Source organism: Streptomyces sp. NPDC006643, assembly GCF_042870175.1.
Lineage (GTDB): Bacteria > Actinomycetota > Actinomycetes > Streptomycetales > Streptomycetaceae > Streptomyces.
In genome coordinates this window covers 85,607-100,981 of the sequence record NZ_JBIAHA010000029.1, presented here as the reverse complement: position 1 = coordinate 100,981, position 15,375 = coordinate 85,607, and the positions used below count along the sequence as shown (strand labels likewise).

Genomic DNA, 15,375 nt, shown 5'->3' with positions numbered 1-15,375 from the left:
ATTCTGTCCTCACGGCAACGCGGGGCCCTGCCGGGCGACGCCGAGGCGTCGGGTGACACGCGGGAGTCAGTCGGCGAAGAACAGACTCGCGGGCGTCTCGACCAGTATCCGGTGACGGTCGGCCTCGTCGGGCGCCCAGTCGGCGAGCAGGTTCAGCAACTCGCCCGTGTCGCGCCCGCCGTCGGGCAGATGGGGCCAGTCCGACCCCCAGACCAGCCGGTCGGGGCGCGCCGCGACCAGCGCCCGGCCGATGGGCTCCACCACCGACAGCGGCCGGTCCTTGGCGATCCGGTACGGCCCGGACAGCTTGATGTAGCACCGGCCCCCGTCCATGACCCGCAGCAGCCGGTCGAAGTCGGCGCGGGTCAGCCCGTCCGACTCCTTCATGTAGCCCATGTGATCGATGACGAACCGGTCCTCCAGATCGGCGAGGAAGGGCAGCAGGTCCCGGACCACCGTGCCGGGCGCGTAGAACTGGAGATGCCAGCCGCGTGGCCGCGCGAGGGCCGCCATCCGCCGGACGTACGCGACGATGTCGGCGGTCGGCCAGCCGGCGCGGGCGAACAGGTCGAGGCGGATCGCGCGGACCCCCGCCGTGTGCAGACGGTCGAGTTCGCGGGCGTCCACGTCCTCCTCGACGCGCGCGACACCCCGGCAGTCGGGCCCGGCCGCGCGCAGCACGTCGAGCAGCAGGGTGTTGTCGGTGCCGTAGTACGTCGGCTGGACCAGCACCGTGCGCCGGATGCCGAGATGTCGCGTCACGGCCAGATACTGCTCCAGCGTGCCGTCCGGGAAGGTGTAGAGCGGCTCGGGCACATGGGCGTAACCGGGCTCGAAGACATGGAAATGCGTGTCGCAGCTGTCCGGCGGGACCGTGAAGCGCGGCCTGGTGTTGGACTCCGCGGCGCGCATGGGGGTGGTCTCAAGGGGCGATGGAGCCATGGTGGGTCTCCCTTTCGGTTCGGGCGTTGGCGTCGGCCGCCTGATACAGCAGCGCGGTGTCGGTCCCGGTCAGCCGGAGCGGGCAACCGCCGATCGTGTGAAGGGAGTTGAGGACCGCCCGGTCGGCGACACCGCCGATCATCATCAGCTTTCCGTGCCGGCGGCACGCCTCGGCGACGGTCACGACCGCCTCACGCAGCCGTGGATCCCCGTACCGGCCCGGCACGCCCAGCTCCGCGGTGAAGTCGTTCGCGCCGATGCCGAGCATGTCCACCCCGTCCAGCCGTGCGATGGCGTCGGCGTTCGCGATGCCGGTGGGTGTTTCGAGGAGCACCTGGACGACGGCGGCGTCGTCGAGCGCCGGGTTCAACTCCCGGGCGGGCGTGGGCCGCATGCCCAGATGGGGGACCGTCGTGGTCTGCGACCGCTGGCCGCGCGGGGGGAAGCGGCACGCGCGGGCGATCCGCTCGGCCTCCTCGGGCGTCTCGACGCGGGGGGCGACGACACCGTGCGCGCCGCCGTCCAGCAGACGGCCGATCATGCCGTACTCGCGCTCGGGGACGCGTACGAGCGCGGTCATGCCGAGGAGGCCGGCGGTGGCGCAGAGCTGGGCCGCCACATCGGTCGACATGGCGGAGTGTTCGAGGTCGACCATGATGCTGTGGTGGCCGGTCGAGTGCGCGATCTGGACGATGTCGGCCGTACGGCTCGTACGGATGCCCAGCATCAGGGTCAGCTCGCCCGCGTGGAGGCGGTCCAGAAACGGGCCGCGGGCCGGGTTCGGGGGCGTTGCCGGGGGCGGGGTCGGGCTCATGACTCGGCTCCGCTCGTGGCGTGGTCGTCCTCGAACTCGCCCCGGCCGTACCGTGGTTCGGGATACGGCTCGCCGTCGAGACCCGGCACGACGATGGCGAGGGGGTCGTTGGCGTGGGCGACGAGCTGCTGGGCGGCGTAGTCGCTGACGGCGCCGGAGAGCAGCTGGCGGGGGTCCTCCATGACCAGCCGCAGCCGGGTGACCAGCGTGAACCAGTCGTCGGCCGAGCGGATCGCGGGCATCTCGGCGACCGTGGCGCTCCCGTCGCTCCCGTCGGCCCCGTCGGTCCCGTGGCGTACGAGGGCGTCGCCAGACCCACCCGACGCGCCTGGCCCGCCGGGCGAGAACGCCGGATAGCCGTCGAACATCGAGGAGCCGAGTTCCACGGTCGCCCGCGTCCCCGACCACAGGGCGCGCATGACCGGTTCCAGCGCGGCCACCTCGCTGAGATCCCCGTCGACGGGAGTACGGAACACGGGGGCGTGCGGCGCCATGTACAGGCGGTCCAGGGGCAGTTCGGCACGCGAGGCGGCCAGCACGATCGCCGCCACACTGCTCGTGCGCCAGGTCACCCCCGCCGTCGGCCGGCCCTGCTGGCCGGCGATGACCACCATCGTGCGGGACCAGTCGATCGCCTGGCTGTCGCACCAGGCGATCAGGCGGTGGGCGGTGTCCATGCCGACGAGGAAGAACGTGGCGACCATGACACGGTTGAAGGAGACCGGCCGGTCGGGATCGTCGCTGTCCTCCAGGTAACTCTCGCGCAGCGTGCGGTGGTTGAGATACGAGGGATCGTCGAGGCTCCGCAGCAGAAAGCGCTCGGTCATGGCGCAGGAGTGGTCGACCATCGCCGCGATGGCCCGCTCCCGGCCCGCGTAGGCGGGCGCGGCGATGACATCGCGCCACAGCCGGGGACTGTTCGCCGCGCGCGAGCGCCGCACCTGGCTCAGCAGCCGCTCGGCGTCCGACCGCCAGAGCGGAGTGCCGTCGCCGGGCGTCGTCGCTTCCTGTTCACGCAGGGCCGCCAGTGAGGCCAGCGCGGGGCCGAGATGGGAGACGGCGGCGAGTTCCTTGAAACCCCGGGTGGACAGCCGGAAGCCGAGCACGGTCGGCGGGCGGCCGTCGCCCGGGTAGAGCGCCATGTCCGCGCCGGTCACGACGAGCAGCGGATCGCTGTCGGCGGCACGCGTGGCGGCCTCGCGCAGATGCGCGCCGATGGAGTCGGGGCCGGCGGTGTAGGTGGTGAACAGGTCGATGAGTTCGGGACTCTCGTATACGGCCATGGTGCGTTCTCTCCGGTTGCTGCGGCGTGGGGGACGGGCGGTCGGGGCGGCACTCGCCGCGTACGGCCCTGCGGCGTACGCGGCGGGCTCAGCCCGTGAAGCGGTAGACGGCGCTCTCGGCGGCGAAACGCCGGTCGGCGCTGAGGGAGTTGGTCACCACCAGCAGCGGGTTCGCCGAGCCGTCTTCCAGCACGCAGACATCGGTCCCGCCGGTGGTGGGGAACTCCAGCACCGTCTCCAGCCGGGTCCCGTCCCAGCGGTAGATCTGCGACAGCAGCGCGGTCGTCGGATCGGCCGGTGTGCCGTGGATGAAGTTGATCCGGACGACATGGAGCCCGTCCGGGGTCCGGACCACCGCCAGTTCACGGGCGCCCGCCCCCGCCAGTCGCTGGTGTTCCACGAAGCGCCCGGCGCCGGTGTCCCAGCGCAGTACCCGGCTTCCGTCGTCGATGCGGGCGACGACGAGATACGTGGCGCCGTCCGCCGGGCCGGTGAAGGTCGTGAACGCCCGGCCCGCGGTGTCGGCGAGTTCCTGGTGCGGGGTGAACCGCTCGCCGTCCCAGCGGTACAGCACGCTCGCCGAGACATGGTCGGCGTGCGCGAGGAAGTGGACGCCGTCCACGGTGAACGCGTGCCAGTTGTAGGCCCATCGGGAGGGGATGTCCTGGAAGTGGGCGAAGCGCCCGCCGTCCCACTCGAAGATCACGGAGGGCCGGTTCTCGCTCTCGTCGTGTCCCGGCACTGCCACGCCCTGTGCCAGCGCGAGGAACTGCCGGTCACCGATGGTGAAGTGCCGCCACTGCTTGGCGGCGTAGGTGTCGAAGACCTGGAACGGCGCGAAGCCCGTACCGTCCCATTCGAACACCGTTGACGGCGCGGTGTAGTTGTACGGCCCCGCCCCCGTACGGATGCTCGCCACCGCAAGGAACGCCCGCTCGCCGACCATGAAGAACTCGGCGTCCTCCCCGCCGGGCGCGGCCAACTCGCCCCATGGCACGAACCGTTCACCCGCGCGGCGCAGCAGCCGCAGCCGCGTCTCACTGTCGCCGCCGTTCATGTGCGCGGGCGCGCCCGGGATGTCGTACGCGAGTTGGGGGATCGCCAGGAACTCGTCGTCGCCGATCCGGAAGGGCTGCGCCGCGCGGGCACCGGAGGTCGGCAGCGTCTGGATCTCGGTCAGCGTGGCACGGTCGGGGAGGTCGGGGCCGCCGGCGCGGTCAGGGCCGTCGGAGAGGCCGGCGCCGTCGGTCCGCGCCGTCCCGCCGAAGAACAGCTGCGCCATGTCCGGGTCCGCGAGAAGACCGCTCGCCGGTCCGGTGTGGATCACCCGGCCGCCCTCCATGACGACGGCGTCGTCCGCGAGGGCCAGCCCGAAGCGTACGTTCTGCTCGACCATCAGCACCGTCACCCCCTGCTCCTTGAGCCGCAGCACCGACTCCTCGATCAGCGCGCACGCCTTCGGGTCGAGACCGAGGGTCGGCTCGTCGAGCAGGACCACACGCGGACTGAGCATCAGGGAGCGGGCGAACTCCACGATGCGCCGCTGACCGCCGGAGAGCGCGGCGGCCTTCTCCGCCGCCCGCTCGGCGACGATGGGGAAGATCTCGGCGATCTCGTCGAACCGGCGCCGGTTGCGGTCGCGTTCCTTCCTGCGTACGTACGCGCCGAGCAGCACGTTCTCGCGGACGGACAGCGACGGGAACAGACCGTGGTGCTGCGGTACGTGGACGACTCCCTGCCGCAGGATCCGCGCGGGCGGGAGATGACCGATCTCCTCACCGTCGAGCGTCACCTGGCCGCCGCGCGGCGTCAGCAGACCGCTGCACACTTTCAACACCGTTGACTTGCCCGCCCCGTTGGGGCCGACGACACAGGTGATGGCGGCCTCGGCGGCGGTGAAGTCGACCCCGCGCAGGATGTCTCCGGCGCGTCCGTAGCCGGCCACCAGGCCCTTGAAGGTGATCACTGGGTCGCTCCCGTCGTGCCCGCCATGACCGCTTGGTTGTCTCCGAGGTACGCGTCCAGGACGGCCGGGTCCCGTTCGATCTCGTGCGGCGGGCCGCTCGCGATGACCCGCCCCTGCGCCAGTACGTGGATGTGGTCGCACAGCGACAGCACCAGCGGCATGTTGTGCTCGACGATCACGACCGTCGTGCCCGCCGCGTTGAGCTTGCGGACGATGTCGGAGATCCGCTCGACGAGCGCCGGGTTGATGCCCGCCGCGGGCTCGTCCAGGAGCAGCAGCCGGGGCTCCAGGACCAGCGCCTGCGCCAGCTCGATCAACTTCTGCTGCCCGTAGGACAGTTCACCCGCCGGATGATGGGAGTAGGCGCCCATGCCGACGAACTCCAGCCACGCCTGGGCGCGTTCGGCCTCCTCGCCGCTGAACACCCCCGCGCGCAGCCCGCGGGTCGAGTAGGACCGGCTCGGCACGGCCAGATTCTCCAGCGCCGTCAGCCGGGGGAAGACACGTGTCGCCTGGTACGTACGCGCGAGCCCGGCGTGCGCGCGCTGCCAGCGCGGCAGCCGGTCCAGGCGCCGCCCCGCCAGCTCGATCGTGCCGCTGTCCGCGCCGATGCCGCCGTCGAGAAGGTTGAACACGGTGGTCTTTCCGGACCCGTTGGGGCCGATGAGCCCGGTGATGGAGCCTTTCCGCACGGTGAACGAGCAGTCGTCGACCGCCTTGACACCGCCGAACGCCTTCCCCAGCCCGCTCACCCGCAACAGCGTTTCACCGGACGGGAGTTCGTCCGGTGGCCGAGGCCGCGCGGGCGCCGGCAGAGCGGCCGGTACGTCGGCGAGCCGCACCCCCGCCCGTGCCCGCGGAGCCGTGCCCCGGCGCCGGGACAACCAGGCGCGGGTCTCCGTGATGATGCCCCGGGGCAGGAAGAGGACGATCACCGCCAGCAGCGTCCCGTACATGATCATCCGCCAGGATCCGGCGTCGGGTCCGCTGAGCGTCTGGTTGGTGAACTGGTTGAGCGGCTCCAGCAGGAACGCGCCCAGCACGGGGCCCCACAGCGTGCCCACCCCGCCCAGGTGCGCGGCGAGCAGGATCTGCATCGCGATGACGATGTCGAACATCGCGGCCGGCTCCAGGAACGAGATGTAGTAGCCGTAGACGCCGCCCGCGATCCCGATGGGCAGCGCGCTGGCAGCGAAGGCCAGCATCTTGTACCGGTCGGTGCGCACACCGACGCCGTCGGCCTTCGACTCGTCGTCGCGGATCGCGAGCAGCCCGATGCCGAAGGTGGACCGCCGGATCGCCCACGACGCCCAGACCGTGAGCACCAGCAGCACCAACAGGGCGTAGTAGAAGGGGATGTTGAGCAGGTCGCGGTCCCACGACGGCAGCGGCAGGGCCAGCCCGTGGTTGCCGTTGGTCACCGACGACCAGTTGGAGACCAGTAGGGCGGCGAACTCCAGGAACGCGAAGCTGACGATGACGAAGGCGATGCCGCGCGTACGCCGTCCGACCAGACCGAGCAGCAGGGCGGCGGCGGTCGAGGTGAGTCCGCCGACCGGCGCGGCCAGCAGCGGCGACCAGCCCAGATGGATCGACAGCAGGGCCGTCGTATAGGCGCCGATGCCGAGGAAGGCGCTCTGCCCGAGGGAGATGTAGCCGGTGTAGCCGGAGATGATGTTCCAGCCGGACGCCATGACGGCCAGCAGGAAAGCCATGATCGCCATGTTCTGGTAGTACGCGTTGTCGGAGACGACGGGGAAGAGGGCCAGGACCGTCACCGCGACCGCGATGGCGAGCGCCTGGAGCCGGCGCGGGGTCGCCCGGGTGGTCCCCGTGTTGATGCGTGGCACGTTCATGCGCGGCTCATGTCCTCTCGCAGCCGGGCGCCCAGCAGGCCTTGGGGCCGGACGACGAGCACCGCGATGATCGCCACGTACGGCACGGCGGTCGCCCAGTCCGGTGAGATATAGGTGGTGGTCAGCGACTCGGCGACCGCGATGACCAGCGCGCCGAGGATGCTGCCCGGCAGGCTGCCCATGCCGCCGAGCACGATGATGGAGAGCAGCAGCCCGATCCAGTGGTCGGACGTACTGGGCATGAACGGATAGAGCACGCTCAGCAGCGACCCGCCCGCGCCGGCGGCGGCGATTCCGATCGCGTACGAGGCCGCCCAGGTCCGTCGTACGTCGATACCGATCAGCCGGGCGCCCTCCGAACTCGTGGCGGTGGCCCGGATGGAGCGGCCCAGCCAAGTGCGGGTCAGCAGCACGTAGAGGGCGAGGAGGACGACGGCGGCGACCAGCGTCGCGTACACCTGCGCCTGCGGAAGCTTCATCCCGAGCACGGAGAAGGAGCGGTTGGCGTAGCCCGGCGAGACGGAGTGCAGGTCGTTGCCCCAGACGAGCGCCACCACGCCCTTGGTCACCAGCGCGAGTCCGAAGGTGGTCACCAGGGCCATCGACGCGTCGGTCGTCCGGGAGCGCTCGACGACCAGGTAGTACGTCACCCAGCCCACCAGCAGCAGGGACGGCGTCGTCAGCAGCACCAGGACCAGTGGGTCGAGACCGGTGGCCTCCCACAGCGAGTAGGTGAGGTACGAGCTGAGGATCAGCATCGAGCCCTGCGCGAGGTTGGCCACCTTCATCACGCCGAAGATCAGATTCATGCCGGACGACGCGAGCGCGTACACGCCGCCGACCAGCAGTCCGAGGATCAGCGCCTGGGCGAGTTGCCCCATCACGACCACCCGGGTTTCGGGTTGACGATGCCGTCGACGGTCCGCTGGCTCTCGGGCAGGACGAATTCGAGGTTGCCGCCCTGCCACTGGGCGAGCAGCATGTCGCCGTCCGGCACACCCCGGTCGTCCCACTTCAGCGGGCCGACGATCGTCTGCACGGTGTGCGAGCGCAGCCAGTCGCGGAGCTTGTCCTGGTCGAGACTGCCCACGGCCTTGACCGCGGCCTCCAGCACCTGTCCGGCGGTGTACGCGTTCGCGGCGTCCTCCGTCGGAGCCGTACCGAACTTCGCCGTGTAGTCCTTCACGAAGCGCTCGTTGCCCGGGTAGGTGGCCTTCGGGCTCCAGGCCGTGATCGTGAACACGCCCTCGGTGTTCTTCTCGCCGACGCCCTTGCCGAACGTCTGGACGACACTGGGGCTGTTGGTCTGGAAGAGCATCTTGGGGCTGAACTGCTGCTTCTGGAGCGCCTTGACGAAGCCGACTCCGTCCGCGCTGACGGCGCCGTGCACGATCAGATCCGGCTCGGCGCGGGCCACCGAATCGGCGATCGGGTCGAAGTTGACGGTCTCCGGCGCGTACTTCTCGTGGTAGACGCTCTTCACGCCCAGCTTGGTGAGCGCCGTGCGGAACGCCTCGATCGCCACATCCGTGTTGGGGTCGTCCTGGGTGGGATAGGCGGCGGTCTTCGGCCGCTGGTCGGCCGGCAGCGACTCGATGAGCTGGATGAACTGGTCGGGCAGGCTCAGCGACGTACTCGGCTGCGCGAAGAAGAGATAGTCGTAGCCGCGGTTGAAGATCTCCTCGGCGCCGCCCGACGGCTCGACGTAGAGCATCTTGTTGCGCTCGGCCACCGACGAGGCGGGCAGGTTGAGCTTGGAGGAGAAGGTGCCGAGGAGCAGGTCGACACGGTCCTGCGCGATGAGGCGGTTGTAGTTCGTGACGACGGTGTTCTGGTCGAAACCGTCGTCGAGGACGTTGAGTTCGACGTCGCGGCCGAGCAGTCCGCCCTCCGCGTTCACCTCGTCGCGCCAGAGTTTGTACGCCTCGTAGGCGGGCTTCGAGGAGTCGGCGACGGGGCCGGACAGCGGCAGCGAGGCGCCGACCTTGATCGCCCCGTCCCCGGCTCCGGAACTCTGTCCCGAACCGCAGGCCGTGGCGACGAGCAGCGTCACGGACAGCGCGACCGGCGCTGTCAGCTTCCTGATCCGGAGCCCCCTGGGACCACTTCTTGGCATGGCACTCACCTCTGGCCGGCGGTTGGGGAGGGCGGCGGCTGGGCCTGCCCACTAGCGTTGAGCGCAATGTATACATTGCGTTCCGAACGGATGACAAGGGTTCTGACAGGGCTGGTCCGGAAGGGCGGAAACCTGTGAGCGTCCCGTTGACAGGGGCCGCGACGGGCGGAAGACTCCGGCCGGGCGCGACGAATGAACGCTGATTCACCAGGCGAACGGCGTGAATGAGAGGGACAGCGGACGAGGCGGACGGGGGTGCGCCGACGCGCGGGCGCGCCGGCGTGTCAGTTGTCGGCGGAGGCCTTGCCGAGACCGGTGATCCCGGCGGCGACCGGCAGATGGTCGCTGCCGGTCGCGGGCAGCGTACGGATATGGGCGACGGTCGCCGAGCGGGCCATCACCTGGTCGATCCGGGCCAGCGGGAAGGCGGCGGGGAAGCTGAGGGCGAAGCCCCGTTCCGCCACGCCCATCCGTGAGGTCAGCGGGGCCAGCCCGCGATCGTCCACCGTGCCGTTGAGGTCGCCCAGCAGGATGACGGCGTCGGTCCGCTCGGCGGCCACCGCCCCGCCCAGCAGTCCGGCGCTCTCGTCACGCGCCGACGACGCGAGGCCGGTGGCGCGGAAGCGGACCGAGGGCAGGTGCGCGACATACGCCGCGACATCGCCGTGCGGTGTGGCGACGACCGTACGCAGGCCGCGACTCCAGCCCTCCGCGATCCCCCGGGGCCTGATGTCCACCGGCCGGGTGCCGGACAGCGGATGCCTCGACCAGAGGCCGACGGTGCCCCGGACCGCGTGGTACGGGTAGTCGGGACCGAGGGTCTTCCCGTAGACCGCCGACGCCGGGGAGACCAACTCCTCCAGCGCGATGAGGTCGGGCCCGGCCGCGGCCAGGGCGCGGGCCGTGCCCGCCGGATCCTCGTTCTCGTCGCTGACGTTGTGCTGTACGACGAGCAGGTCGTACGAGCCGGCCTCCGCACCCGGCAGGAACAGCCCGCCGAAGAGATACGTCCACGCGGCCACCGGCAGCAGCAGGGCCACCAGCGCGACGACCGAACGGCGCAGCAGCGCCAGGACGAGCAGCGCCACGGCCGCCAGGCCGAGCCACGGCAGGAACGCCTCCAGCGAACTGCCCAGGCGCGGGCCGTGATTGGGGACGGCCCGGTGGAACGCCAGCAGCGCCGCGGTCAGTACGGCGAGGGCCGCGAGCACCCGTCCCCGCCGCCGGACCCACCAGGGGGACCGGCCCCCGGCGCCCAGTTCCGCGTCCGCCTTCTCGTCCTCCCGCACCCGCTCCACCGTGGCATCCCATCCGCTCGACCGTGCTCATCAAGACGAACGGCCCAGTGGATCAGTTGCAGGCGGCTGGGGAGTCCAGCGACGGGTGCGCGGCACGGCGGAGGAGAGGCCGTACTCCTTCTTGAGCTGCTCAGGGATGGCGTAGTGCATGACCCGGCCGCGCGTGAGCGAGGAGAGTTCGAGCACGGTGGTGAGATGGCCGACGCGGTCCAGTGCCCAGGCCCCGAGGGGCGAGCGGTCCTCGACGGTCTCCAGCAGATTCAGCAGTACGGGGGCCGCCTTCACGAGCGTGTCCCACCTGGAGCGCGGCACCTGAAGCCAGTCGGCGCTCGTGTCACCGATCAGATGCCGGATGAGGGCGGAGACGACCGGGTCGAGCAGGGTGCCGGGCACCACCTCCTCGTACAGGTCGATCAACTGCCGTGTGAGTTCGGCGCCTTCCTGGCTCGGTCCCATGTGGCGCGTCATGTACAGATCGGAGAAGTGGCGTGCCGCGTCGAGATCGGCCGGCGCGTGGGCCTGGTCGACGCCGAGCATGGCGCCCACGACACGCCACGCGTAGTAGTACGACTCCGCTCCGTCCACGCTCATATGGACGCCGAGGCGGTGCAGGGCGTCCAGGACCTGGACGGAGAACATCATCTGCCCGCCGATCATGTCCTCCTGACAGATCGGCGTACCCAGAGCCGCCACGTCCCAGCGGCCCTCGCGCGCGAGGTGATGACGGATCGACGCGTGCAGCAGCCGGACCTTCTGGGCGGCGGGGATGAACCGGCTGCCCGCCTCGAAGGCGTCGGGCCGCATCAGATAGACGGTGAACTGCCCGGTCTCCGCCATCCGTTTGGAGGGGTACTTGAGCGAGTGCGTCGCCGACAGCAGCTTCGCGATGTGCGGTACGACGTAACACGCGGGCATGGAGGCGAAGGAGAGCGCGGTGGAGATGTGCACGTTGTTGTCGATGAAGAACAGCCGCGCCTTCTCCATCTCGTCCCAGTCCACCCAGGCGGGCGGCCCGCTCGTCTCGTTCAGATACTCACGGGCCACCTCCGGCAGCCCGTCGGGGAGTTCCTGGCCGACGGTGGAGACGTAGCGCATGAGGGAGTTGAACGTGCCCACCTCGCCGCGCTCGAAGAGGGTCGCGACGGTGGCGTCGGCGAGTTCGTCACCGTGCCCGCGCAGGGCGTCGAGGGACTGTTCGGTGTAGGCGGCCACGGTCGACCCTTTCGAGAGGTGGGGGGCTGCGGAACCGGCGGTTGTACGGCGGTCAGTCGGGCCGGTTGGTGGCGGCGCCGGCCAGCCGGGTCAGCGAGTGATGGGCGAGGTCGGGAATCCCGGCGCCGCCCAGTGCGCCGACCGCGACCCTGACCCGTTCGCCGATCATGTCCTCGACGCGCTCGCGCGCACCGGTGCGCTCCACGACGGCGCGCACCTGGCCCAACTGCGCGGCGGTCAGGGTGCGGCGGCCGAGGAGAGCCTTCAACTCGCGCCGTTCGGCCGGGGTGGCCGCCTGCCGGGCGAGGGCGATGAGCGCGGTGGGACGGGCGCCGGAGATGTCGTCCGTGTTCGACTTCCCCGTCGTCGCGGGCTCGCCGAACAGCCCGATCAGATCGTCCCGCAGCTGGAACGCCTCACCCAGCGGGAGCCCGTAGTCGGTGAACACCTCGCGCAGGACCGGATCGGCGCCGGCGAGTCCGGCACCGATGTGCAGCGGATGTTCGACGGTGTACTTGGCCGTCTTGTAGCGGATCACCTTCAGCGACCGCCGTACGTCGGACTCGCCCTCGGGATGCAGGACCTCCAGCGCCTCCCCGGCGATCAACTCGCGGGCCAGCACCGCCCACAGGCCTCGGGCCTGCGCCAGATACGCGGCGGGCAGACCGCAGCCGGTGAACATCTGCCCGGCCCACGCCATCAGCAGATCGCCGGCCAGCATCGCCAGCGACCGTGCGCGGGCCTTGGGGCGCGACCCGGCCCCGAAGGCGTCGCGCAGGGCCACCTGGGCGGTCGGCAGTCCGTGGCGCAGGGCGCTGTCGTCGATGATGTCGTCGTGGACCACGGCCGCCGCGTGGACCAGTTCCATGCTCGCCGCCGCGCGGACCATCGCGTCGCTGTCCGGCCGGCCCGCCGCCCGCCAGCCCCAGTAGCAGAAGGCCGAGCGGAGCCGTTTGCCACGGGCGGTCACCGATGTCAGTACGTCGACGAGGGGCGCCAGCTCGTCGTCCAGCGCGAGCAGCGCCTCGGCCTCCGTACGGACGAATCGGTCCAGCTCCCGGTCGACGCGGGACTTGAGCGCCGCCTGGTCGCGCGGCTCACTCATCGGAACCGTCCGGGGCGGCGGCGGAAGTGGCGGAGGAGGTGGCGGCGGCCCGGCGCTGCGCGTGGCGCGCGAGCACTTCCATGTGCGCCTCGCCGCCGCCGGCGGTTCCCAGGAAGCCGGCGCCCGACAGGTCCGTGCCCAGCCGGTCGAGGGCCAGCCGGCCGCGTGCCTGGAGGTCCTGGCGGCCCTGCGCGACCAGGTCGCCGAGGTCGGAGCGGTCCAGCAGACCGTGCGCCGCCTTCAGCGCCGACCCGCACGTACTCAGCGCCAGATCCGCCAGACCGGCCAGCAGAAGCACCGGCCGGCCCCCGCCGTCCCCGTCCCGGCCGACGTCACTCGGTAAGTCCACGGTCCCCACCCCTCCGCCGCTCGGCCGGGCACCTTCATGCCCGGTCCTGACAGCAGAGTGCCTGGCGGACGGCGCCGCCGCGCCCCGGATACCCCATCAAGTGATCACTCGTTCACGCGTCCGGGGACACAGGGGCACAGGCAGACGGCGTACACGGCGTACACGGACACAGGGCGACACGGGCGCCCCGGGGTCACTTCTTCATCTGCTCGTTCCACTCCGCCTGGGCCGCGTTGAGTTCCTTGGCGACCTTGTCCGCGAACTCCTGGGCGGACATGTCCCCGAGAAGCACCTTCTGGAAGTTCGGCTCGTTGCCTGACTTGCTGATCGTGTTCCAGTCGGGCAGGTAGTACGGCAGATCGACGATCTTCGTGGAGCCGTCGCTGAGCGCCTTCATCGCCGCCGCCGTCGGCTCCGCCTGCTGGATCCATTCGTCGGACGCGGCGTCGATGTTCGCCGGTATGGAGCCCGCCGACTCGTTCCACGCGCTGTTCGACTTGTGGGACGCGGCGAACTCGATGAACTTCCAGGCCGCCGCCTTGTTCTTGCTGTTCTTGAACAGACCGAGCCCGTCCACGGGGTTGGAGACCTGGACGCGCTCGCCGTTCGCCTGGGACGGATAGGGCAGGCCCTTGAACTTCTCCTTGCCGAGCGACTTCACATGGTCCTGGTACGAGGCGAGGTTGTGCATCAGCATGCCGATGCTGCCGTTGTCGTACTGGGCGACCATCTTGATGAAGTCGTTGTTGACGTCCGCCGACGGCGTCACCTTCTTGTAGAGGGCGACGTACTTCTCCAGTGCCGCGACGTTCTTCGGGTCGTTGACCGTCGTCCTGTCGCCCTTCCAGAAGGACGTGATGCCGGACTGCCCGTACATCGCGTCCAGCGCCGGGGCGATCGACCCCGCGCCGCCGCGGATCGTGTAACCGAACTTGTCCGTCCCCGGCTCGGTGAGCTTCTCGGCGGCCTCGTAGAAGGCCGGCCAGGTGGTCGGCGGCTCGAGATCCGCCCGCGCGAACAGATCCGTGCGGTACCACAGCGTGCCGTTGTTGGTGGAACTCGGCACCGAGTACATCTCGTCGCCGCGACCGCCCGCCGCCTTCACGCTCTCCACCATCGACGGGACGAGTTTGCCCTTGAGCGGGCCGGCGTCGACACGGTCGCCGACCGGCTCCAGGACCTCGCGGACCACGAGGTTGGAGAGATAGGCGGTGCCGACGCCGCCGACGTCCGGCAGCCCGCCGCCGTCGATCGCCGTGTCGTACTTCTGCTGGACCTGGTCGATGGGCAGACCGACGTACTTGACCTTGATGTCCTTGTTCTGCGACTCGAAGTCCTTGATGATCTGCGCCCAGATGTCCCGGCGCTCGCCCGTGTTGTTGTCCCAGAGGGTGATCTCCCCCTTGCCGGAACCTTCGCTGCCGCTTCCGCCGCTGCCGTCGTCGCCACACGCGGTGGCCGCCAGGGCGAGCACCGTCGTCAGGGAGACGGCCACGGCCGTCCGCCCTCTGTTCACCTTCGAGACTGTCATGATCGGCTCTTCTCTCTGAGGGTCTGTTCTCCGAGGGTTTTTCCAGGGGTTCCGCAGTGCTTCGCGCTCATGCCGACAGCGCCTTACGGGCGAGGGCAGCCGCCGCCGGGCGGTCGAGCCGGCCGTCCGACACGACCGTGACGATCCGCCGTGAGACAGCCGCGCCCGCCGCCAGCGGCAGCCGCCGCTCCCAGGCCAGCGAGGAGCCGACGCCCGGGTAGGAGCCGGTACGGACGAACCACGGGTCCCGCCGGGTCTCCTCGTCCGCGCCGGCGAACACCAGCGTCCAGTCCCGGCCCGCCAGCGCCAGCCAACGGGCGGTGCTCCCGTGCACCGCGTCCTCGCCGCTCGCGGTGTCGGTGAACGCCTCCGGCGGTGGGTCCGACGCGTCCTCCTTGGGAGCCCGCCAGAAGAACCCGCCGTAACCGGCCCCCGGCCGGCCGTTCGTGGCCGGGCTGCCGATGGACAGGTCCTCGCCCGACACGTTCGTCAGCGTCGAGGCGAAGTGGAGGGCCCAGGCGTCGTCGGAGAGCGCGCGGGTGCTGATCTCGCGCCGCTCCCTGAGGAGTTCGCGTCCCTCGCGGGACCACGAGAGCTGCTGTACGGAGCGGTCGGGCTCCCGCCGCAGCCAGCCCGTGTGCTGCTGCGTGCCGTGGTTGTCGAGCGCCACCGGGCCCTGACCTCGTACGTAGGTGCGACCGCCCCAGAAGTTGACGCCCGACACGTCAGGTACGGCCAGGGAGACCCCGAGGTGGTGCGCGTGGTCGGCGGGCCGCAGCTCGGTGACGACCACGCCGCCGAAGGTCCTTACGGGGTGCAGATACGGGCGCGGCGACAACTGGCCGGGCAGGCGCGGCCGGAGTGCGTGGGTGGCGACCTCGCGTCCCGCGCAGCGCAGCACGG

12 protein-coding genes and 1 pseudogene are annotated in these 15,375 nt (G+C 70.7%); all 13 read right to left on the bottom strand.

Translation table 11 applies throughout. The features are described 5' to 3' along the window. Nucleotides 1–66 precede the first annotated feature (66 nt). Nucleotides 67–942: an amidohydrolase family protein gene (locus tag ACFYNU_RS32535; protein WP_356593311.1), complete on the bottom strand. Its 876-nt coding sequence runs from the start codon at nucleotides 940–942 to the stop codon at nucleotides 67–69. Continuing rightward, nucleotides 923–1,756, bottom strand: coding sequence for an aldolase/citrate lyase family protein (locus ACFYNU_RS32530; protein ID WP_356593309.1), 834 nt, complete (start codon nucleotides 1,754–1,756; stop codon nucleotides 923–925). Before ACFYNU_RS32530 ends, ACFYNU_RS32535 begins: the two co-directional genes overlap by 20 nt. After that, nucleotides 1,753–3,039, bottom strand: a complete 1,287-nt coding sequence (locus ACFYNU_RS32525; protein WP_356593307.1) for a DUF5624 domain-containing protein — start codon at nucleotides 3,037–3,039, stop codon at nucleotides 1,753–1,755. The genes ACFYNU_RS32530 and ACFYNU_RS32525 overlap by 4 nt, the downstream gene beginning before the upstream one ends. A gap of 88 nt (nucleotides 3,040–3,127) precedes the next feature. Beyond that, a complete protein-coding gene (locus ACFYNU_RS32520; protein WP_356593305.1) occupies nucleotides 3,128–5,005 on the bottom strand; it encodes an ATP-binding cassette domain-containing protein in 1,878 nt (625 codons plus the stop codon). After that, the gene (locus ACFYNU_RS32515; protein ID WP_356593303.1) at nucleotides 5,002–6,861 is read right to left on the bottom strand and encodes a branched-chain amino acid ABC transporter ATP-binding protein/permease; all 1,860 of its coding nucleotides are present in this window, start codon (nucleotides 6,859–6,861) and stop codon (nucleotides 5,002–5,004) included. Before ACFYNU_RS32515 ends, ACFYNU_RS32520 begins: the two co-directional genes overlap by 4 nt. Next, nucleotides 6,858–7,742, bottom strand: coding sequence for a branched-chain amino acid ABC transporter permease (locus ACFYNU_RS32510; protein WP_356593301.1), 885 nt, complete (start codon nucleotides 7,740–7,742; stop codon nucleotides 6,858–6,860). The genes ACFYNU_RS32515 and ACFYNU_RS32510 overlap by 4 nt, the downstream gene beginning before the upstream one ends. Beyond that, nucleotides 7,742–8,977 carry an amino acid ABC transporter substrate-binding protein gene (locus ACFYNU_RS32505; protein ID WP_356593299.1) on the bottom strand — a complete coding sequence of 412 codons (1,236 nt, stop codon included), beginning with the start codon at nucleotides 8,975–8,977 and terminating at the stop codon, nucleotides 7,742–7,744. The genes ACFYNU_RS32510 and ACFYNU_RS32505 overlap by 1 nt, the downstream gene beginning before the upstream one ends. A 284-nt stretch (nucleotides 8,978–9,261) precedes the next feature. Continuing rightward, nucleotides 9,262–10,236 (bottom strand): endonuclease/exonuclease/phosphatase family protein, encoded by a 975-nt coding sequence (locus tag ACFYNU_RS32500; RefSeq protein WP_356593368.1) that lies wholly within the window; start codon nucleotides 10,234–10,236, stop codon nucleotides 9,262–9,264. Nucleotides 10,237–10,305: 69 nt separating this feature from the next. After that, nucleotides 10,306–11,487 (bottom strand): oxygenase MpaB family protein, encoded by a 1,182-nt coding sequence (locus tag ACFYNU_RS32495; protein ID WP_356593297.1) that lies wholly within the window; start codon nucleotides 11,485–11,487, stop codon nucleotides 10,306–10,308. A 52-nt stretch (nucleotides 11,488–11,539) separates the two neighbouring features. Continuing rightward, nucleotides 11,540–12,592: a polyprenyl synthetase family protein gene (locus ACFYNU_RS32490; RefSeq protein WP_356593295.1), complete on the bottom strand. Its 1,053-nt coding sequence runs from the start codon at nucleotides 12,590–12,592 to the stop codon at nucleotides 11,540–11,542. Beyond that, complete coding sequence (locus ACFYNU_RS32485; RefSeq protein WP_356593293.1) at nucleotides 12,585–12,941, bottom strand: polyprenyl synthetase; 357 nt, start codon at nucleotides 12,939–12,941, stop codon at nucleotides 12,585–12,587. Before ACFYNU_RS32485 ends, ACFYNU_RS32490 begins: the two co-directional genes overlap by 8 nt. A 193-nt stretch (nucleotides 12,942–13,134) precedes the next feature. After that, nucleotides 13,135–14,472: a sugar ABC transporter substrate-binding protein gene (locus ACFYNU_RS32480; RefSeq protein ID WP_356593291.1), complete on the bottom strand. Its 1,338-nt coding sequence runs from the start codon at nucleotides 14,470–14,472 to the stop codon at nucleotides 13,135–13,137. A 67-nt stretch (nucleotides 14,473–14,539) separates the two neighbouring features. Then, a pseudogene (locus ACFYNU_RS32475) lies at nucleotides 14,540–15,361 on the bottom strand (PmoA family protein); the annotation flags it as partial. Nucleotides 15,362–15,375 lie beyond the last annotated feature (14 nt).